Here is a 20,686-nt window from a genome sequence, read left to right on the forward strand (position 1 = left end):
ATGGTAGGAGGCGAGCTTAGGCCAGCTCGGCGGCGGCGGCAGACGTCGGGCCCTGCATCTTGGCCCAGGTCTTCAGCGAGAGGGTCTCGATGGCGATGAAGCCCTCGGCGGCCTTCTCGTCGAAGGTGGTGTCGCGGTCGTAGGTGGCCAGGCCGAAGTCGTACAGCGAGCAGGGGCTCTTGCGGCCCATGACGGTGCAGTGGCCCTTGAAGAACTTCACGCGCACGGTGCCGGTCACGAACTTCTGGGTCTCGGCCATGAAGGCGTCGAGGGCCTTCTTGAGCGGGCTGAACCACTGGCCGTTGTAGACGCAGGTGGCCCAGGTCTGCTCGAGGTAGAGCTTCTGGTGCAGCACGTCGCGCTCGAGCGTGAGGTCCTCAAGCGCCTTGTGAGCGTTGATGAGGGTGAGGGCGGCAGGCACCTCGTAGCACTCGCGGGACTTCAGGCCGACCATGCGGTTCTCCATAAGATCCAGGCGGCCGTAGCCGTTATCGCCGGCGATCTTGTTGAGCTTCTCGACGAGCGCTGCGAGCGGCATCTCCTCGCCGTCGAGCGCCACGGGCTTGCCGCCCTTGAAGTCGATGTCGACGTAGGTCGGGGTGTCGGGCGTCTCCTCGGGGTCCTTCGTCATGACCCAGACGTCGTGCGGAGGCTCGTTCCAGGGATCCTCGAGCACGCCGCACTCGATGGCGCGGCCCCACAGGTTGTCGTCGATGGAGTACGGGTTGTCATTGGCGCCCTCGGGCACGGGCACGCCGTGCTCATGGGCGTAGGCGACCTCGTCGGGGCGGCACTTGAGGTCCCACTCGCGCACCGGGGCGATGACCTCGAGCGAGGGGTCGAGGGTCAGAATCGAAGCCTCGAAGCGCACCTGGTCGTTACCCTTGCCGGTGCAGCCGTGGGCGACGTACTTGGCGTCGTACTGGTGGGCGATGTCCACGAGCTTGGAGGCAAGCAGCGGACGGGACAGGGCGGAGAGCAGCGGGTACTTGTTCTCGTACATGGAGTTGGCGGCGATGGCCTTCGTCAGGTATTCGTCGGCGTACTCGTCCTTGAGCTCGAGCACGTGGCAATCGATGACACCCAGATCGAGCGCCTTCTGCTTCTTGTACTCGAGGCCGTGGATCTCCTGGCCCACGTTGCCGAGCACGCAGATGACGTCGAGGTTCTTCTCGTCCTGCAGCCACTTGATGCAGACAGAGGTATCGAGACCACCGGAGTATGCGAGAACGACCTTTTCCTTGCTCATGAGAGTTCCTTTCAAAATGATGAGCGGATGGAACCGATGAGCCCGCCTTGGCAGTGCTTGCGCTGCGCATACGCTTGAATCAGGTTGTTTTGAATACACGATCCCCTCTCGCGATGCACGCAATTGCGCGACCTCATATGAAGCAAGAGGAGGAAACCCGACGCACCTATCGACGAACCCTTGCACGAGGGTCCGTGCCCTCATGCGAATGGAGACGACCGGTTATCGTCGTCGGGAAATCGCACGCTGGCGTCGGATGGCAGCCGTGGCGGCATTCTGGCTGGGCATGATGGCACTTGCGGCCATGCCCTCGTATGTAGCCAGAACCTTGTTCACCGGTCTGCTCCTGTCCTACCAGTACGTGCTTACACATCCGTGAGCGGTGGCGAACTTTCGCCAAACGGTTGGAATCGTGTCCGCTTCACGTTGGACGCTACTATACGCTAAAGTGCGCGCTCGAGGAACCGTCATTCTCAAATTGCTGCGAACTTTTTGGATAACGTGGATTGAATCGGCTGTTGACCTGCAGATTTTTGAAATGTGGACAGGACGGACACACCTCGGCCACCCGAAACAGAGCTGAAACTTTATGCACGATGAAGGCGCTTCCCATACGGAAGGCGCGTCGGATTGCGATCTTTTTTCGGCTCACGTGCGCCTGCGGCTGGCTCGCTGCAGACGCTTGTCCGGATGCCTGCACGTGCTGGCACCCGTCCAGCTTGCGAGCGCACTTTTGGCCATCCGTCCGATGTGTCAGTGCACCTGCCGCCAATTGTCGAGATTGTCGGTGCACTTATGGCCACTTGTCCGTTTTGCCGGTGCACTTTCGATCACTTTCTTACATTGCCGGTGCACTTCCGACCGGTTTGAGATTTGTCGGTGCACCCCAGGTACATAAACAGAGTCGATTCATGTACCCAGAGTGCACCGGGAAAATCAAAACTGGTCGGAAGTGCACCGAGAACACTGGGTGCATCGGATCGAAAAGCCAGAAGCTCGAGGACGGCGACCCGTCACCGCGATAGTCGCATTCAAAAGATGCCGGCACGCTGCCTCAGCCTCTCTCCACAGCGAACCGTAGGGACCGAAAGCGCAGCAGCTACTCCCCCGCGCAGGCGCGAAGCGGCGGGTCGGGATCGAACCCGAAGTCACGATAGCCGGAAAGGCAATCCTCCACGTAAGCGGGATCGGGCACGCCAACAGGAAAGCTCTCGTACATGCGGTAGATGAGCCCCTCCTCCATACGCTCCGTGGACTCACCGAAACGCCGGACCGGAACAACAAGATGCTCTCGACGGTAGAGCCGCGGATACCCCTCGTACGCATCGAGCGCCGCCTCGTCGGCAGCGCGCACCCGCCAGACGCCGAGCGGCACCGACGAACCCGGCGCGGGCTCGACGGTAAGGTAGGTGCCGGAATCCCCGGTACGGCACAGCAGCCGATAGCCGTCGAGGCGCGCCGTTCCCACCGCCACGGCATTCGGACAGCGCTCGCGCATCTGAGCCATGTTGAGGTTGCTGCCGTAAGCTAGATACAGCCTCGCGGCACAGGAGGAGCCGGCAAAGCACGCGCTACGCGGCATCGTGCACCCGCTCCCCCGCCACGATCTTGCCGATGCGCTCGCGCATGAGCACCAGACAGAGCACCGGCACCATGAGCACGACGAAGCTCGCGCCCACGAGCACGCCCTGCACGCCGAACATCTCCGCGAGCACCGGAGCGGCGAACAGCGGCACCACGCCTGCGCCGTTGAAACCGGCGTTCATGACGGAGTTCACGCGGCCCAGCAGCGTCAGCGGCGCGTGGATCTGCACGAGGGTGTTCTGCAGCGGCGTCACCATTCCGAAGGCCGCGCCGAGCAGCATCTGGCCGGCGATGGCGCAGACCACAAACGACGTGCCCACGTACAGCATGCAGGCAGCACCCTGCCCGGCGATGAGCAGCATGAGCGTGCGGACGTTCACCCAGCGGCGCGGCACGCGCATGGCGAGCACCGCACCCACGACGGAGCCCACGCCCGCGGCGCTCGACAGCCAGCCCATCCACGAGATGTCGACATGCAGCACGTCGCGGTAATACAACGACTCGATCGGGTCGAAGGCGCCGTAGCCCGCGTAGGCCAGCACGCCGACCAAGAACAGCAGCGCGAGCGAGGGAACGGAGAACACCGTGCGCACGGAATCGGCAAAGGTGCCGGATCCGTCGTCCTCCCCCTGCGTGCCCTCGGCAGGCACCCGAGCGCCATGGCGCTGTACTGCCGGCTCGACGCCGACGCGTCGCAGTAGGAACACTGTGGGCAGCACCGCGAGCACGGCGAGCACGCCCGAGAACACGAAGACACGCTGGGCGGGAAGCACCGCGGCGATGACGCCGCCGATCGCGGGCCCCGCCACCACGGCGACGTTGGACACCACGGAGAGCAGGGCGTTCACGCGCTTGAGCTCGTCGGTGTTGCTCGTCAGGTAGGCAGGGTAGCTCGACAGGAAGGTGAAGCCGAGGCCCGTGGCAAAACCGAAGCCCGCGCTCATGCCCAGCACCGTGGGCACCGTGGCACCCACGAGCTGATAGGCCACACACGATGCCGCGGTGGCGCCCAGGGCGATTGCGGTATGCACAGCCGGGCCGCGACGGTCGAGCAGGGTTCCGCCAACCGCGTTGCCCATGATGATGAACAGGTTGAAGATGCCGACCGCAAGGGCGGTGGCGACCGTGGTCGCGCGCAGCTCGTAGGTCAGCACGCCGATGATGCCGATGAAATACGATGCCTGGACGCCCAGGTAATGGAGAAACCGCACGGAAGCCAGCGAAACGGTTCCGCGCGGGAGGTCTCGGATACCAGACAGCCCCATTGCGCCCCCCCCTCCAACGCAGACGGTTATGCCTCGCGCAAGGCGTTAGGCCCGGATGAGCTCCAGAAGCCGATCGATGACCTGCGCCGCGCCGCGCTCGTTGTTGGAGGGCGCCACGAAGCGCGCGTGGGAGCGCATGTGGTCCTCGGCGTTGGCGACCACGTAGCTGTGGCCCACCGTCTCGAGCATCTGGATGTCGTTGTAGGTATCGCCCAGCGCAAGCGCGTCGGCGGTCGCGATGCCGAGGTGCTCGCACAGGCGCGTGATGCCCGTGCCCTTGTCGACATGCTTGTTCATCATGTCGATCCACTCGCGGCCGGCGTTCGTGACCGAGAAGCGGCCGCCCCAGGCGTCGGCGTAGGTCTCGGCATAGACGTCCTCGGCCGTGTGGTCGGGGAAGTACACCGTGTACTTGTTGACGTCCACATCGAGGTCGTCGAGGGAGTCCACGTAGACGATCTGCGTGAAGAAGCGGCGGAAGAAGCTGTCGTAGACGCGGTCGCAGCTGCGCAGGTAGCCGGCCTCGATACCGCAGACGACCGGGCAGCCGCGCCCGTCTGCCAGCGTGAAGTCGATGAGCTCATGGTAGGTGGGGACGTCGATGAGGTCCTTGAACACGAGCTCGCCCCGGCACCAGATCGCGGCGCCGTTGTCCGAGAGCAGGGCCATCTTGTCCACGTAATCGCCGAACATGTCGCGCAGCGTGTAGAGCGGACGTCCACTGGCGGCGCAGAACGTGATGCCCGCGGCATCGAGGGCCTCGATGCGCTCCGCCATGTTCGGCGGCATGGACCCGTCGTCCGCAAGGAGCGTGAGGTCCATATCGCTCGCCACGAGCTTTACGTGGGCAAGGTCCACGTCATCGAACATCGTGGGCATATCGTTCAGGGGCATACGCCGGCACCTTTCCATCGACAGCTTTTTCAGTCAACAGCATCGATTATATGGCAGCCGCCACCCCCTGTCCTCCCCGCCTGCCTCCCTGGCCTCTCTGGGGACGTAGCCAACAGGCGCCACCCGCGGGTGGCGCCTGTTGGCTACGTCCCCAGAGAGGCCAGGGAGGCCGCTGCAGACTACTTGGCGTCGGCCCAGGTGATGCCGGTGGATGCCTCGGCGATCAGCGGCACGCGCAGCTCGACGACGCCCTCCATCTCGCGGCGCACCAGGTCGGTCAGGCGCTCGACCTCGTCGACCGGGCACTCGAAATCGAGTTCGTCGTGCACCTGCAGGATCATGCGAGCGGCAAAGCCCTCGTCGCGCAGGCGGCGCGCCACGCGGGACATCGCGATCTTGATGATGTCGGCCGCGCTGCCCTGCATGGGATGGTTCATGGCCGTGCGCTCGCCGAACGCACGCATGGAGGGGTTGCGCATCTTGAGCTCGGGAATGGGACGGCGGCGTCCGAACATGGTCTCGGCATAGCCCTTCCGCTTGGCCTCCTCGACCGTGCGGTCCAGATAGGTGCGCACGCCCGGATAGGCGCGGAAGTACGCCTCGATCATCTCGCGCGCCTCGGCCATGGGGATGTCGAGCGACTGTGACAGGCCGTAGGCCTGCTGACCGTACACGATGCCGAAGTTCACCGCCTTGGCGCGGCTGCGCAGCTCGCGCGTGACCTCGGACACCGGCACGCCAAACACGCGCGCCGCGGTCTCGGCATGGAAATCCTCGCCCTCGTTGAAGGCGCGAACCAGATGCTCGTCGGCCGACAGGTGCGCAAGCAGGCGCAGCTCGATCTGGCTGTAGTCAACCGCCAGGAACACGCGGCCCTCGCCGGCCGAGAACGCCGTCTTGACCGTATGGCCCAGCTCGGAGCGTGTCGGGATGTTCTGCAGGTTGGGGTTGGACGACGACAGACGACCCGTGGCGGTGATCGTCTGGTTGTACGTGGTGTGCACGCGGTGGTCGCCGTTCTGCTCGGCCAGCGGCCCCAGCGTGTCCAGGTAGGTCGACTTGATCTTCGTCTTCTCGCGCCACTCGAGGATGAGCCGCACGATCTCGTGGTCGCGTGCGAGGTCCTCGAGCACCTTGGCGTTCGTGGAGTAGTAGCCGCGCTGGGTCTTCTTCAGGCCCTTCGTGGGCAGGCCCATGACGTCGAACAGGATATGCGAGAGCTGCATGGGACTGCCGATGTTGAAGGAATCGTCGCCCGCAAGCGCACGGATGCGGCCGGCGAGCTCGTCGATCTGGCCGGACAGCTTGTCGCTCATGGCGTGCAGGCGCACCGGGTCCACGAGCATGCCCGTGCGCTCCATGGCAGCGAGCACCGGCACGAGCGGCATCTCGATCTCGGTGAACACGGCCACCGCGCCGTCGCGGTCGAGCGCCGCGGCGAGCGGCGTGAGCACCGCGAGCGCGAGCGCGGCCGAGCGGGCGGCAGCGGGCGCGGCGTCGTCGGTAGCGCCCTCCTCCCCCGCCGCGGGCGGCAGCGGGGTACCCAGGTAGGCATCGGCCAGGTACGCGTCGTCAAACGACGAGCGCGCCGAATCGAGCAGGTAGGCCGCGACGACCGCGTCGAAGATGCGCGTCGGGTCGACATCAAGAGGATCCATCGCCGCGGGCTTCGAAGAGTCGGCGGGAGCGAGCTCATGGATCAGGCCCTTCACGTCGGGCGAGACGACCTTGCCCTCGGCGAACAGCCGCACGAGCACGCCGGCGATGAGGCCGCCCGAAAAATCGAAGCCCGCCTCGGACGCCACGCTGCAGGTGCTGCCATCGGGCTCCTCGAAGGCAAGCAGCACGTCGGGCACGGCGACCCAGAGCGTATGCGTGAGGCCGAACAGCGCGCCGGCCTCGCGGTCGTCGTCGAGCACGGCGGCGATCCACTCCCCGTCGGCAAGCGCCTGGGCGAGCATCGCTGCCGCCTCGGCCACGCCCTCGCCGGTATCGGCATGGGCGCGCTTCACCTCGGGCAGCTCCAGGCAGGCCTGAGGCTGAACGGCGGCAGCGTCCGCATCGAGCAGCGACAGGAAACGGTTCTGCATGGCGTTGATGCCGAGCTCGCCCAGGGCGTCCGACACCGCGGCGGCATCGTAGGCCGGGAAGGCCGTGTGCTCGAAGTCGAGCTCGACCGGGGCGTTCGTCTGGATGGTCGCGACCTTGCGCGAGAGCAGTGCGTCGTCGATGTGGGCACGCAGGTTCTCGCCCATCTTGCCCTTGACCTCGTCGGCATGCGCGATGACCTCGTCGAGCGAGCCGTACTGCGCGATCAGCGCGCTCGCCTTCTTGGGGCCGATGCCCGGCACGCCGGGGATGTTGTCCGACGAATCGCCCTTCAGGCCGTAGAAATCGGGCACGAGCTCGGGCGTGATCCCGTGGTAGAGGTCCTCGACCGACTCGGGCGTCATGATCTGCACGTCGGACAGGCCCTTCTTAGTGCCCACGATGCGCACGTGGTCGGTGGAGAGCTGGTACATGTCGCGATCGCCGGTGATGAGGTACATGTCGCAGCCCGCGGCCTCGCCCGTGCGGGCGAGCGTGCCCAGGATGTCGTCGCCCTCCCAGCCCTCGGCTTCGAGGATGGGCACCGACAGCTTGGCGAGCAGCTCCTTGATCATGGGGAACTGCTGGCGCAGGTCGGGGTCCATCGGCGGGCGCTGCGCCTTGTACTGCGGCAGCATCTCCATGCGCACGCGCGGCTTGCCCTTGTCGAAGGCCACGGCCACGCCGTCGGGATGGAAGGCGTCGATCATCTTAAGGAACATGTTGAGGAAGCCGAAGATGGCGTTCGTGGGACGGCCGTCCGGCGCGTTCATGGTGGGCGGCACGGCGTGGAACGCACGGTGCATGAGCGAGTTGCCGTCGATGACGGCAAAGACGCGGCGGTTGGCGGCGGGGGTATCGGGCATAGGTAGGATCCTCTCTTGTGTCTGCTGCCCTACAGTCTACCCGCCCGCGCGGACGCGCGCCATCGGAGTGGTGGAGGCGAGATGGATGGGGAGGATACGCGTAGCATTTCGCGGAGGGCTGCAGCGGCGACCCGTTTGGTGGCGTGCCGCTTTGGCGAATGCGAGCGCCTGCACCGAGTGCACGGCTCGTAATACAGCAAGGCGGCCCATCCGCCGTTGTGGCAGATGGGCCGCCTCTGTGTTGCGGCGGTACTTATGGCGCGGGGCAACGAACGTGCCCGATATGGCCGCTTACGCCTGGGGTGCAGCCTTGCAATCCATGTAGGCGAACACCGCGACGATGATCAGCAGCACCATGATCACGTAGTTGCTACCGATCAGCGACGCCACGGCACCAGCGATACCCCAACCGAACACCGAGCCGAGCTTCGCGACGTCGGCGCTGTTGCGCATGGCCATGACGCCCGCGACGAGCGCGACGATGTGGGCGACCATCAACACGTCCGCGACAACGCCCAACGTCTGGATTATCCATTCCGCCAAGATGGCCGGGTCGTCCGCGGGAATGCCCAAGCTCTCGAGTGTCTGAATCTCGTCGGGATTGAGCACCAGCTCGTACGTCAGCTGGCTGCGCGCATCGGGGTTGTCCATCATGGCACCGGCGAGTCCGATGAAGGCGAGCAGAGCCCCCAGAAGCAGAATGCAAAGCAGCGAAATAACGACGGTCGTGATGCTGAGTCCTCGGATCAGTCCCGCGTGAGATGCCTGCATGGTGCCACGCCCTACTCGGCCGATTCTGATGGTGAAGCCATCGTAGCATGCGAAATTTGCAAGGTTTTCAGCGAGGGCCGCAACTCGACAACAAGCGCCGGCAACGGAGAACTAACCCCACATACGTGGGGGACACGCCGGAGTCTGTCGACTTCATCATGGCAAATAGCATGAACTCGCCAACTGGGAGACTGCTACCAATGCGGGGCTGAACGCACGCCAGCCGCCAGCGAAACGAGTGCCGACGGCTGGCTCAGGGCAATGCACCCACAACGAATTAATTCTGGGCTTTTATAAACGCAGCTAGAGACCTCAGCTCGCTCAGCGGATGAAGGGGGAACATCTCATCGAACGATTCCCGCTCAGATAGATTCATGGGGAACCTGTCCACCGCACTCGACTCGATGGGATCGATGAGCCACCCGCCGTCCACGCCGTCAATCATCCCGCCATCTTTCGCAAGGTTGTATACGGCGCTGTCCCGAACTCCTGTCACTCCGTTCTCTTCGGCAATAGCCGTAAGCGCAGCAACGGCGTCGGCCCTCTCCAGCTGAATCGTCAGGCAGTACTGCACGCCCGCCTCAAGCCTCATCTTAACTATGGTCTCCCAATACGGCACCCCACGAGCTGACATGCCATGCTCAGCAGAGATCAACCCCTGTTCATCCGACAGGCAAAGACGCACGCCGGAAACGACATCATCAACGACGAACAGCGACGCATCATGCTCGATGGAGCCAACCACCATGACAGCATAGGTTCCCTCGTCGTCCCAGACATAACCGCGAGCATCATCCGACACCTGCGGGAAATCATCTGTAGGACTCCATCCTTCCGGAATGCATATCGGCAGGGCTCCGTCACTCTCCGGAGCCTCCTCGGTACCGTCCTCCTCCGCAAGGTCCTCAACTGCCTCCTCGATCTCTTGGGCAGTCGGAAGCTTGAACGCCTCTCGTCCAGACACCACCTCGTCAAAAATCGGTGCAAGAAACGCTCGAAGGACATCCTCTTGCTTATCTGAGGAGCGGACTGTCTCAAACAGATCGGTCAATGTATGCTGAGAAACCTTACCGAGAGCATCAACCACAGCGTCCATTTCCTTCTGGTCAAGCAGATACTCCGACGCCATGACAGATACCAAAGCATTGAGCAAGCGAGACATAGCCACCGCATCGTCTTCGTGGAGAATGCCGCCGACAGTCCCAGCAACCAGCGTCCCCACGGCGCCACCCACAAAGCCGCCAACCGCCCCGACCACGGTACCCACACCAGGCGCGACGGTCGTTCCCGCTACCGAGGCAATCTTCCCTGCAGCAACGCCTGCGGCGACCATGCCGCCGGCACCCGCTGCAATCGACGCAGCCAAAACAGCCATGTTCTTGGCATACTGGGAACCCGAGATCCTCCTATTGACCAAGCGATAGGTCTCGGGCACCGAAAGCACCGCCCACGGTCACGACGGACGTGAGGACATTGCCCCGCAACACCTTTGCCAAATGACTTGATGCTGCCGCCCCGCTGAGCATGGACTTGCCGGACAGCGCACGCAGACCGTTGACGATTGCCTGGGTTGCCTTGTATCCCATTTTCTGCACCAACACTTGGGAGGGACCGATAATCGCATCGGAAAGCCCAGTACGGGACAGCTGGCTTGCCAGTACATGCTGCACGAACGTCGTTCCGAACACCTGGGTCCCCGTCAGCATGCCAACCTGAACGGCTTCGCGCATATCTCCGGTCTGTCGATAGGTCGAATACGCAGAGAAGACAAAGCTGATTCCCATCGCGCACGAACAAACGACGGCTCCGGTCGCCGCATCGTATGTCAGCGACTCGACGGTCCCCGCCTTCGTCAGATTCCGCGCCTGAGGGTACGACAGCTTTCCCTTGCACACGATGTCCTTCGCGCATTCGGGATCGGTCACGCCGGGAACCTCGTTGCGGCGAATCTTATCTTTGAACCCCTCAAGAACCTTCTCGTACTGGTCCTTTGGGACCTCCAGCTTCATAGGAGAACCGTCGCTGGCGAGATAGCGATACTTCCCTGTGGACGCATCGAAGGCCGAGTTGAGAGTTCCTCGAGCCGAGTTGTAGTACTTGACCTGAATGAACGATTCGCCCACGACGCGATCGGCACCGTCCTTGACATTTGTCGGCCCGAGCCACTTCACATCATGACCGCTCAGGCGGTCCAGCATGTTGTGAGCCCGCTCAACCATCTCGCCATGACCGGCTGGATTATGAATCGCGGCGTGCCGATCGGCATACCAGGCATCTTTAGCTATCGGCGCCATGACGCCCGCGGAAGCGGCATTGGTGATCAATTCATTGGGATCGATGGCCCCAGAATACTGCTTGGCAAGCCAAGCTGGAGTATCACTTTCAGCAGAAGCGGCCGTGACGCAGGCAAGACGAAACGCTCCGATCAACTCTTCTGGGATGGGAAGCAACGCCTCGCAATCCGCATCGCTCACGAACCATGACGGATCGAAATCTTCCCAACGATAGTAAAACAGCGTCGAGCTCTTCTGCTCCAACCCGGGAAGACCCACAGATGCCAGGACGTCAACGTCGGACTTGATGAAAACACCCTTGTTCGTAACGGCAATGCCGCTGGGGCGCAAATCGAGCTCAGCCGATGACCACAGCACATGCTGCTCCACGGGAATGGGAAACGTTTCCTTAATCCTATCGATGTTCTCCCGCGTCATCTCCACGGGCGATTCCCCCAGCAACCGGAAGAACCGAACGGCTCCGTGCTCATCAAGTGCATCCATGGAGAGCTGCAGCTCTGCAGCACGAGCCTCTCGTTCAGCACGCTCGCGCTCCGCCGCAGCCTGCTCGGCTGATTCTTTCGCCTCCGCGACCGCAGAGGTCACCGCCTCCGTCGCGCTCGCAACACCACCGGCAACGGCACCCGCGGTATCGTTTGCAACCGAGGCAATCGTCTTCGAAGCACCGTCGAGGCCCTTCCCGGCCGCCTCTACAGCTCCGGAGAGCGTATCTCCCGCCGCAGCAACCGCTTGGGCTCCGGCCGCTGACAACTCGCCCGCTGACTCACTCAGCGCTTGAGCCGCCTCCATCGCCTTCTACGCCGCACCTGCAGCGATATCGTTCAGTTTCGATAAATCTGACCATGCCATACTTGGCCTCCTCCAGAGCAGTGCGAATCAGATGGTACCTATTGCTGCAAAACAGCCGCACCGTGACAGCAGGCCCAACCCGACAATCGATTCTGAGAGGACGGATTTCTAATATACGGGACCATGTGCGTGCAACATTTCAGCCCCTGACACAGCGATACCCGGACATATTCCGCCTATGCCGAGGCTCGCTTCTCCCCGCTGCGTATCACACCAGAGCCGCTACCTCATCAAGCTGCCGGGCTATTCCGGAGAACTCCTGGCCGAGGTCGAGCGTACGGCAATGCCAAGTATGCCCGATTTCCTCCCAGCGTGCGCAAATCGCGTCGTCGTGGTCCGTCAGCGCATACATCACCATGCCCGCAACGTGCTCGGTGGGATACCCATACGATTCATGAACCACGTAGCTTTGGATTTGGTTGAGATGCGCCGGAGAGAGGATCTTGCCCTCGAAGCGCGCTTGGAGAATCTGGCCGTAGCATTTCGTGTCGATGATCAGGACGCTATTCCGCCGCTGCAGTGTAACATCGGTCCACAACCGGGGAAGGAACTCCGGAGCCCCCTCAGACGCCCCGCGGTCTACCATCTTTGCGCGAACAATCAGCTCGGGATGCTCTCGCGCGAAGTACTGAAAAACAAAGTGCTCGAAAAGCGTATGAAGCTGCTGGCCATCATCGATCCGCGCAAGGCGATAATCGTCCCCCTGTTCGCTCATCAGAAACCCGTGCGCCACCAAATAGCACACGGTCATGAGGAACCGGTAGCCACCATTGTTGCGGTGGTAGCGAAGCCGGCTCCACTCGATTCGGTGCGGGTCAACGACCGCGACGCCCTCCATGCTCGCAAGACAGCGTCGAAGATCGCGCCGGCGCCGCAGCTGCACGTCATCACGTGCTATCAGAAGCCCTGCACATGTCTTGAGAACACGGTTCTTGTACGTATCGGGTGCCAACTCATCATAGGTACATACAACCTCGCAGCGCTGCTGCGAGCGCAGCCTCATCGTACCGATCACATCGATACGCCCTTTCACCGTATGCATGTCCTCAGTCAGCTCTTCATATTCTCGCTCAAAGCCTCTACGCCGTTGCGTGGCCATACCGATAGTGAGAATGGCTGCCATAAGGTCCGCGAAACTATTGAAGCGCTCCGCCCCCAAGCGGGCAAATTCTTTCACGTCGAGCGCGCGGAATGCATAGGCCATCATGTAATAGATATTCCTAATGACGACCCTGTCTTCGGCAACGCTCACTTTACTGCTTCCTCAAGTCGTCTTCGCTCTTCTTCAACTTTTCCATCGTCGTCAAACCAATACTCCTCGATAAGCGGCACGATCTCGAACTCCACGATCGATGACGCCAAGTCTTCTGAACCGCCCTCACCCGCGCAGAAGTAGCTATGGCCAATGCGGAATCCCCTGCCAAGCGCTGGATCGCACGCAATATCTTCGTTAAGACGAATGACCGCCTTCACGAGGCTCTCCATCTTCTCACCGCGCATTTTGACCTGATCGAGAAACAGAGGGTTCGATAACGCAGGACTCATCTCGAAGAACGCGAACCTGCGCCGAAGAGCATAATCGATTAGCGCCAGCCCACGGTCCGCCGTGTTCATCATGCCGATTAGGTAAACGTTCTTTGGAACCGCAAAAGGCTCGCCTGTCACCGTGAGCGCCACGGCATCTCCCCGGTGATCTGCCTCGATCAACATGAGCAGCTCTCCGAAAACCTTAGAAATATAAGCGCGGTTGATTTCGTCGATTATGAAGAAGAATTCCTCGTCCGGCTTCGCCGCCGCACGGCGACAGAACGCTACAAACACTCCAGGCGTTGGATCAAACCCGCCCGCGTCATTAGGTCGATAGCCATACACGAAATCGTCGTACGTAGTTCCCTGATGGAATTGCACCTGCTGAATACGGGAATCGTCCTGGCAGCCCATCATCGCATACGCCAGCCGCTTCGCCGCAAAGGTCTTGCCGGTACCGGGAGCGCCCTGCAGAATGAGGTTCCTCTTCCTCTTCAGCAGCCCTTTGAGCTTATCCAGATCGGCAGCGCATAAATAAACCTGAGACAGAAAGTCGGTATCGGAGTAGGGCGCGCATTGATGCGCGCCGTGCGACAGGTCCTGTGTCGCATCCGTGGTATCCTCCGAGCAGACACTGTCTGCCATCTCAGCTCTTTCCGCCGCCCAAAACACGATATCTTGAACAAACAGATGGTGCGCAGGGTCTGCATCCAACAGCTCGGGGGCCATGAGTGAATCGCTTTTCTCGATTACCTCAGGACGATTCCGCTCCACCCATTCGAGCAGAGCGTCCAGCAGCTCATGAAATGCCAGCGGTTTCTCGAACTTCCCTTTTGCATAAGTGAAGTCGATTCGTTGGGTAAATTTCCTCATCATCTCCGATTTGTACAGGTAGTACTTTTCGGGATGAGCCATCGAAAGATACACGCACATGGCGCGTGGGTCTTGATAGGAATTCTGGATTGCCTTCTTCCCCGTTTCGGCATACAGCTCATTGAGCGCTTCAAGCTGGAGGCTCATTGCGTCGGAAAAAGCGACCAGACGAGCCAGGAAATCATTTGACCCGTCCAAGAGCTCGAGGAGCGAATCCCTTACACCTTGCGGATCATGCGATGCGAATTCCAGCAGCATCCCGCGCGGGAGATACTGATAACCCGCCAACAGATTTCCCGTCTTTTCTAGGGAGATCTTGAGCATTTCCGCGAAGTCAGAAGCGCTGGGGTCCCAATGCTGCCTGAACCAAAGCACCGCTTCCCATTTGTACATCTCTCCCGGTCGTGCATGCTCCAAATCGGCTGCGTACGAATCGACCAGTGCGGCAAACTTGTCTCGGTTGAACTCCACCATGCAAACACCTCGCTTTGATTCGTCAGCAGCTCCATTCTACCGCGCGCGCCGAAATCATCTGTAGAAGGAGGCGACCATACCAACCGGGACCGCAGCAACGCACAGCCCACATGGAAGCACCGAGACAGGGAGAGGGGCCCTCTCCAGGGCCCCTCTCCCATTGGATCATTGTCGCTCCGTCTTGGCGCCCTTACGCGGCAAGGCGCTTCAGGACGTCGACGAGCAGCTCGTAGAAGCGCTCGGCGGAGTCGAGCGACATGCTCTCATCGGGCGTGTGCACGTTCGCCAGCGTGGGGCCCACGGCGATGGCGTCGAGCCCGAACAGGGCCTCGGCGAACAGGCCGCACTCGAGACCGGCGTGGATGGACTCGATCTTGAGCTCGGTACCGAACAGCTCGCGATAGCTCTGCTGGAAAACCTCGCGCACATGCGAGTGCTCGGCGTAGCTCCAGCCGGGGTACTCGTTGTCGAACGAGACGTTGAAGCCCAGGGTGTCGGCGAGCGTCTGGATACGCTCCTTGATCTCCTCCTGGAGCGACGCGATGGACGAGCGCGGCGAGAGCAGGACCGTCAGGCCCTCATCCTCGGTGATGACGACGCCCAGGTTGGAGGAGACCTCCACGAAGCCGTCGGCGGCGACGTTGCGGCGCAGCACGCCGTTGGGCGCGAGACGGATGACGCGGATGAGTGCCCAGGTGTCCTCGGCGCCCATCGCGTCGAGAGCGACGCCGTCGGCGACCTCGACCGTGCAGGCAAACGAGGGGTCGAAGACCTCGAGCTCGCAGGCGATGTCGGCCGCGACGGAGCGGGCGATGTCAGCCGCACGCTGGGCGTCGGCGGCGTCGGCAAGGGCGAGCACCGCCGTGCACTCGCGCGTGATGGCGTTGTCCTTGGTGCCGCCGTTGAAGCTCACTAGGCGCGCCGAGGTCCCGCGCAGCACCTGCTCGACGATGCGGGCCATGAGGAGGTTCGCGTTACCGCGCTCCAGGTGGATGTCGGAGCCGGAGTGGCCTCCCAGAAGGCCGGAGATCTCGATGGTGAGCGAGCTGCCCTCGACGTGCTCGCGCGTAAAGGAGCGCGTGAGGGTCGCCACCACGCCGCCGGCGCAGCTCACGGTCGCCACGCCCTCCTCCTCGGAGTCCAGGTTGATCATGGTGCGAGCGGAGATCTTGGACTTGTCGAGGGTCTCGGCGCCCACCAGACCCGTCTCCTCGTCGGTGGTGAACACGCACTCGAGCGCGGGGTGCACGAGCGTGTCGTCATCCAGCACCGTCATCATGAGAGCGACGGCGATGCCGTTGTCGGCGCCGAGCGTGGTGCCGTTGGCGGTCAGGACGCCGTCCTCGACGACGAGCTCGATGCCGTCATGCTCGAAATCGTGCTCGACGCTGGCAAGCTTGTCGCAGACCATGTCGATATGGCCCTGCATCATGACGGGCGCGGCACCTTCGGCACCGGCGCTCGCGGGCTTCTTGATGATGACGTTGTAGACGTCGTCCTGGTAGACATCGAGCCCGCGCTCCTGGGCGAAGGAGACCAGAAAGTTGCTGATACCCTTCTCGTTACCCGAACCGCGCGGAATGGCGCTGATGTCCTCGAAAAAGCGGAAGAGGGCCTCGGGCTTGTATCCGGAAATGATGTATGCCATGTCTACCTCTCTGATCGTCGATGGCTTGGCCTGCAGCGCGATACGCCGGCTGCAAGCCGACAATCACGCTGCGTAACCCTATCATCGCAGAAGTGAGCAGCGCACACGCCCAAAGGAGGCGAACGGTACACGGAGGCAGAAGATGACACGTAATATGCAAATTTCGAAGGAAACTATGCAGCACAGCAAGGATTCCTAGATGCAGTCGTCATCGGTAAGAATGCAGGGATTCAGCGGTAGCCGCGACGTGCAACGATAAATGCAGCTTCGCGGAAGCGAAAGCCCGCCCGCGTCTTGACATACGGGGCAACCGCTCATGCGCCACCTTGATCTGCATCCGAATAGTCCAACACCGCCTGACGGGAATGCCGTTCTTCGTCGTCTGCTCAGCACCCGTCATCCGATGTATAGCTTGCACGAACTTCGGTTCCGTTCGTCTCAATCCCCCTCCGATGCGAACCAAGATGTTGCGCAACAACCCCCTGAACGTAAGTCCGACAATATCGAATGGGTTCTTTTTGCTTTTCGCAACAGCATGTCGGGAAGGAGACCACATGACGCATTCTAAAGTCAGCCGCATCGCCCGCAGGGCAATTCCTGCGTTCGCCGTAGCGGGTCTCGGGCTTACGCTCCAAGCAGCGCCGGCTTTGGCCGTACCCGAGACGCCTACAGCAATGGCGACTGAAGACCAGCCAACAAGCACCGAACAGGGAGCCGTGACAGGTGTTGCCGCCGACGGGAGCATGAAAGCTCATGAAACCCTGCAGGCAGCCCTGCGACAAGGGTATAGTAAGATTCTCGTCAACCAAAACCTGACGGAATGCCTTAATATCACTGAGGACGGACCGTCCGACCCTACTGACCCGGAGCCCTCTCAGTTCAATGACACCATCGTATTGAACGGTCACACACTGGAAAGCTCGATAGAGGCAGAACCGGCCATCTCCAACAATGGAAAGCTCGTAATCCGCAACACGTTGCAAGGCGAGACAAATCCCGACGCTGCCGCCATCAAGTCGTATGCTGAAGGTGTTTCCGGTCCTGCCATTACAAATTATCCCGGGTCGGAACTCGAACTCTACGATATCGATGTGACGGGTACCATCGAGAACAGTGGCAACTTGAATATCTACGGCGGAAAGTACAAGGGAACCATCAACAACAATGAAGCCGACGGCGGGACCCTGTATATCTACGGCGGCGACTTCACTGAAGCGACGATCAATTACGAGAGCTACAGTGGGAATTTCGTAATAATGGGCGGTACGTTCCCGGCAAGCTGGAAGCACTATGAGTTTACGAGCAACTTGGGTCCAAATATCTGTGCGAAGCAGAACGAGGATTTCTCTTGGACCGTCTTTAGGTACGGTGATGACGCGCCGAAGCTCACGCCCGGAATATACTACCTAAACGACACCAGTTCGACTGTGATTCACGATGATTACATCCAAGAAGACTGCCGCGTGATTTACAGCTCTTATAATTCAATCGAGGTCGTCAAGGACGACTTTAAGGATTCCACCGTCTGCCACATCAAGAGCGAAGACGGCTCCATTACTGAATACGACTCATTCGAGAAAGCTCTTGAATACGCAAAGTCTCGCGACTACATCTTCCTTGACAAGGACATCAAGACCGACAAGGCCATCGTTGTCCCGTACGGAGTCAGCATTGAAGGAAATTTTCACAGCATCACGCTCACCGCTGACATCGATTCCGAAGCCTTCATTACCGTCGATGGCAACAGCCCGGCAGACGGACCCGCATCCGGCTGCCACTTCATACGGCTGACCATCGATGCCGGCAAGCACTGTCGCTCCGTTATGCTCGTCGACGATTGCGCTGAGTGGGTAAACGTCACCTATTGCGAGCTGAGGGAGGCAAAGGTGTACGGCGCCATCGTCGACAGCTCCCACGTTGCCTTCTACCTCACTAGAATCTACCCAGGTGAAGGCTCCCTTGCCGGAATCAACTACCGCAATCACGGGACAGGATGGGCACAAGTCTCAACAATGGATTGCTCGGTACCCGACACGCAGGCAGGCATCTATATCGAACCCAAAGATCTCATCGAGATAATGGCTGACTCCAACGCCGAAGGTGCAGTCCTATCCACTCCACAGCAAGCTGCCTGTTGGCTTGATGCCAACGATAAAATCGATAGGGGCATCTACTACTGGCCGGACGACCAACACGCCGAGGATCGCAGGCCTTCGGAAATCGACGAAAGCGTAACCGTCAGATCGTCTGCCCACGGCGCGGCAACATCCACAACCTGCAAGCAAGACGAGACCGCCACTCTCACCGTGAAACCCGATGACGGCTATCGTGTTGGGACCATCTCGATTCTCGATATGAACGGCAACGAGGTGGACTACAGCGCCGGGAGCGACGGCACCTTCACCTACATGATGCCCTACGGAGGCGTCACGATCGCGGTGACCTTCGTCGATAACAGCTACACCCCCATCGATCCGACCCCGACCCCCGACCCCGATCCTGAGCCCGAGCCGGATCCCGACCAGGACGTCGATATCCCCGAGACCGAAGGCGGCGCGGTCGAGGTCGCACCCGTGCCCACAGGCGAGACCGCCACGGTCGTCGCCAAGCCGGACGCCGGCCAGGAAGTCCGCGACGTCATCGTCACCGACAGTGAGGGCAACGAGGTCGAGACCTCCATCGACGAGGACGGCAACGTGACGTTCGAGATGCCCGAGGGCGGCGCGACCATCGAGGTCGTCTTCGGCTGCGACGGCGGCGACCTGTGCGTGGCCCATAAGTTCAGCGACGTCACGCACGACGACTGGTTCCACGACACCGTGGACTGGGCGCTCGACAACGGCATCTTCCACGGCTACAACGACACGTCATTCGCCCCGAACGACACGCTCACCCGCGAGCAAGCCGCAACCGTCATGTACAACTACTTCGGCGGCGCTGCCGGCTCCCCCGGTTCCGGCTTGCCCGATGTCGAGGGTGACGAGTGGTACACCGACGCGGTCAACTGGGCCGTCGAGAACGGCATCATGACCGGTTACTCCGACTCCGGCGAGTTCGGCATCGGCGACGGCCTTTCCCGCGAGCAGTTCTGCACCGTAATCGTCAAGGCCATGGGCGCAGATCTCTCCGACGTGGACCTCTCGGTTCTCGAGCGCTTCACGGACGCGAACTCGGTGTCCGACTGGGCGAAGCCGGCTGTCGCCTGGGCAGTCCAGAACGGCCTCATGAACGGCGTCGAGAACCCCGACGGCACCCGCTCGCTGCAGGGCATCCGCGACATGACCCGCGCCGAGATGGCGACCATGATGAAGAACGCCGTCGACGCGGGAGTGCTCACGAAGTAAGCGCCTGGGCAACCGACAATCATCAACCGGAAAGGGAGGGTCCGAATGGACCCTCCTTTCTTTTGCGCCCTGCTGGGGTGCATCATCTAAAACATGCCTGCAGGCGGGGTACCGTCAAGATCCTTGCGCACTTTCCGACAGCCCCATAGGCCCGCCCTCCGGTACGGCTACCCCTCCAGCAGAGTCACGTCCAGGTAGCGGCGGGAGCCCCACTCGCTCTCCGCGACGTACTTCAGCCTCGCGGTCACGAGCATGAGGGCGCTCTTCCCGTCGGGGAACATCCCGACCACGCGGGTGCGTCTGCGGATCTCGCGGTTGAGTCGCTCGATGGCGTTGTTCGTGCGTATGCGCCGCCAGTGCTCCCTCGGGAAGCGCGTGTAGGTTAGGGTCTCCTCGTAGCCCTCGCGGACGACCCTGGCCGCCTCCCCGAGCTTGGACTTCTCTAGTTCGGAGGCGACCTCGAGGGCCTTGGCCTCGCAAGCCTCGCGCGACTCCATGGCGTGGACGGCCCTGAGCATGGCGCGACCCTCGGCCTCTTCGACTTGGGCACCCTGGCCAGCACGTTGCGGTAGAAGTGCACGGTGCAGCGCTGGTACGCCGCGCCGGGAAAGACCTCGGCGATGGATCCCACCATGCCGGCGGCCTTGTCCCCGGTGAACATGCGCACGCCGCGGAGCCCCCTGGACTTCAGCCACGAGAGGAACTCCCGCCAGCACTCGGCGGACTCGGTGAACCCCTCGGCGGCGCCGATGACCTCGCGGTAGCCGTCGTCGTTGACTCCGATGGCCACCATCACCGCCACGTTCTCGTAGGAGCCTCCCCAGCTTCTTTTCAGGTAGATCCCGTCTGTGTTTGATAGCCTCCGTGTTGCGGGTTTGAGCGTGGCGAACTTTCGGGAATGAGCACGAAAAACTTTCGGCTTTGAGCGCGGGCACGCCGACCATCCCGTTCGGCCTAACG

The 20,686-nt window shown here is 61.7% G+C and carries 12 protein-coding genes and 1 pseudogene; 1 reads left to right on the top strand and 12 read right to left on the bottom strand.

The features are described from left to right. Positions 1–16: 16 nt before the first annotated feature. The 11 genes from H6A16_RS07265 to H6A16_RS07315 all read right to left on the bottom strand — a co-directional run bounded on the left by H6A16_RS07265 (position 17) and on the right by H6A16_RS07315 (position 16,382). Complete coding sequence (locus H6A16_RS07265; RefSeq protein ID WP_204617649.1) at positions 17–1,249, bottom strand: argininosuccinate synthase; 1,233 nt, start codon at positions 1,247–1,249, stop codon at positions 17–19. A 1,099-nt stretch (positions 1,250–2,348) separates the two neighbouring features. Then, positions 2,349–2,831 (bottom strand): gamma-glutamylcyclotransferase family protein, encoded by a 483-nt coding sequence (locus tag H6A16_RS07270; protein WP_204617650.1) that lies wholly within the window; start codon positions 2,829–2,831, stop codon positions 2,349–2,351. Continuing rightward, a complete protein-coding gene (locus H6A16_RS07275; protein ID WP_204617651.1) occupies positions 2,821–4,098 on the bottom strand; it encodes an MFS transporter in 1,278 nt (425 codons plus the stop codon). Before H6A16_RS07275 ends, H6A16_RS07270 begins: the two co-directional genes overlap by 11 nt. Positions 4,099–4,143: 45 nt before the next feature. Next, the gene (locus tag H6A16_RS07280; protein WP_239458268.1) at positions 4,144–4,992 is read right to left on the bottom strand and encodes a Cof-type HAD-IIB family hydrolase; all 849 of its coding nucleotides are present in this window, start codon (positions 4,990–4,992) and stop codon (positions 4,144–4,146) included. A gap of 179 nt (positions 4,993–5,171) precedes the next feature. After that, positions 5,172–7,946 carry a DNA polymerase I gene (gene polA / locus H6A16_RS07285; RefSeq protein WP_204617652.1) on the bottom strand — a complete coding sequence of 925 codons (2,775 nt, stop codon included), beginning with the start codon at positions 7,944–7,946 and terminating at the stop codon, positions 5,172–5,174. 291 nt (positions 7,947–8,237) lie between these two features. Next, entirely contained in the window at positions 8,238–8,717 is a 480-nt protein-coding gene (locus tag H6A16_RS07290) for a hypothetical protein (RefSeq protein WP_204617653.1), read from the bottom strand. A gap of 277 nt (positions 8,718–8,994) precedes the next feature. Further along, positions 8,995–10,152 (bottom strand): hypothetical protein, encoded by a 1,158-nt coding sequence (locus H6A16_RS07295; RefSeq protein ID WP_204617655.1) that lies wholly within the window; start codon positions 10,150–10,152, stop codon positions 8,995–8,997. Then, positions 10,124–11,800 carry a hypothetical protein gene (locus tag H6A16_RS07300; RefSeq protein ID WP_204617657.1) on the bottom strand — a complete coding sequence of 559 codons (1,677 nt, stop codon included), beginning with the start codon at positions 11,798–11,800 and terminating at the stop codon, positions 10,124–10,126. Before H6A16_RS07300 ends, H6A16_RS07295 begins: the two co-directional genes overlap by 29 nt. A gap of 268 nt (positions 11,801–12,068) precedes the next feature. Next, on the bottom strand, positions 12,069–13,112 hold the full coding sequence (locus H6A16_RS07305) for a 5-methylcytosine restriction system specificity protein McrC (protein WP_204617659.1): 1,044 nt from the start codon (positions 13,110–13,112) through the stop codon (positions 12,069–12,071). Then, positions 13,109–14,734 carry an AAA family ATPase gene (locus H6A16_RS07310; RefSeq protein WP_204617661.1) on the bottom strand — a complete coding sequence of 542 codons (1,626 nt, stop codon included), beginning with the start codon at positions 14,732–14,734 and terminating at the stop codon, positions 13,109–13,111. The genes H6A16_RS07305 and H6A16_RS07310 overlap by 4 nt, the downstream gene beginning before the upstream one ends. Positions 14,735–14,924: 190 nt before the next feature. Next, a complete protein-coding gene (locus H6A16_RS07315) occupies positions 14,925–16,382 on the bottom strand; it encodes an aminoacyl-histidine dipeptidase (RefSeq protein WP_204617663.1) in 1,458 nt (485 codons plus the stop codon). Positions 16,383–16,936: 554 nt separating this feature from the next. Between H6A16_RS07315 and H6A16_RS07320 the strand changes: the two genes are divergently transcribed. Further along, positions 16,937–19,726 (top strand): S-layer homology domain-containing protein, encoded by a 2,790-nt coding sequence (locus H6A16_RS07320; protein ID WP_204617665.1) that lies wholly within the window; start codon positions 16,937–16,939, stop codon positions 19,724–19,726. 167 nt (positions 19,727–19,893) lie between these two features. On the opposite strand, the pseudogene H6A16_RS10800 reads toward H6A16_RS07320, so the two are convergent. Then, positions 19,894–20,686, bottom strand: a pseudogene (locus H6A16_RS10800) (IS256 family transposase); the annotation flags it as partial.

Origin of the sequence: Collinsella tanakaei, from assembly GCF_016900375.1 — a bacterium.
Classification (GTDB): domain Bacteria; phylum Actinomycetota; class Coriobacteriia; order Coriobacteriales; family Coriobacteriaceae; genus Collinsella.

Excerpts from the sequence above, each read along its gene's own strand:
- H6A16_RS07265 (WP_204617649.1), bottom strand. The coding sequence starts at position 1,249 with ATGAGCAAGGAAAAGGTCGTTCTCGCATACTCCGGTGGTCTCGATACC.
- H6A16_RS07270 (WP_204617650.1), bottom strand. The coding sequence starts at position 2,831 with ATGCCGCGTAGCGCGTGCTTTGCCGGCTCCTCCTGTGCCGCGAGGCTG.
- H6A16_RS07275 (WP_204617651.1), bottom strand. The coding sequence starts at position 4,098 with ATGGGGCTGTCTGGTATCCGAGACCTCCCGCGCGGAACCGTTTCGCTG.
- H6A16_RS07280 (WP_239458268.1), bottom strand. The coding sequence starts at position 4,992 with ATGCCCCTGAACGATATGCCCACGATGTTCGATGACGTGGACCTTGCC.
- polA (WP_204617652.1), bottom strand. The coding sequence starts at position 7,946 with ATGCCCGATACCCCCGCCGCCAACCGCCGCGTCTTTGCCGTCATCGAC.
- H6A16_RS07290 (WP_204617653.1), bottom strand. The coding sequence starts at position 8,717 with ATGCAGGCATCTCACGCGGGACTGATCCGAGGACTCAGCATCACGACC.
- H6A16_RS07300 (WP_204617657.1), bottom strand. The coding sequence starts at position 11,800 with ATGGAGGCGGCTCAAGCGCTGAGTGAGTCAGCGGGCGAGTTGTCAGCG.
- H6A16_RS07310 (WP_204617661.1), bottom strand. The coding sequence starts at position 14,734 with ATGGTGGAGTTCAACCGAGACAAGTTTGCCGCACTGGTCGATTCGTAC.
- H6A16_RS07315 (WP_204617663.1), bottom strand. The coding sequence starts at position 16,382 with ATGGCATACATCATTTCCGGATACAAGCCCGAGGCCCTCTTCCGCTTT.
- H6A16_RS07320 (WP_204617665.1), top strand. The coding sequence starts at position 16,937 with ATGACGCATTCTAAAGTCAGCCGCATCGCCCGCAGGGCAATTCCTGCG.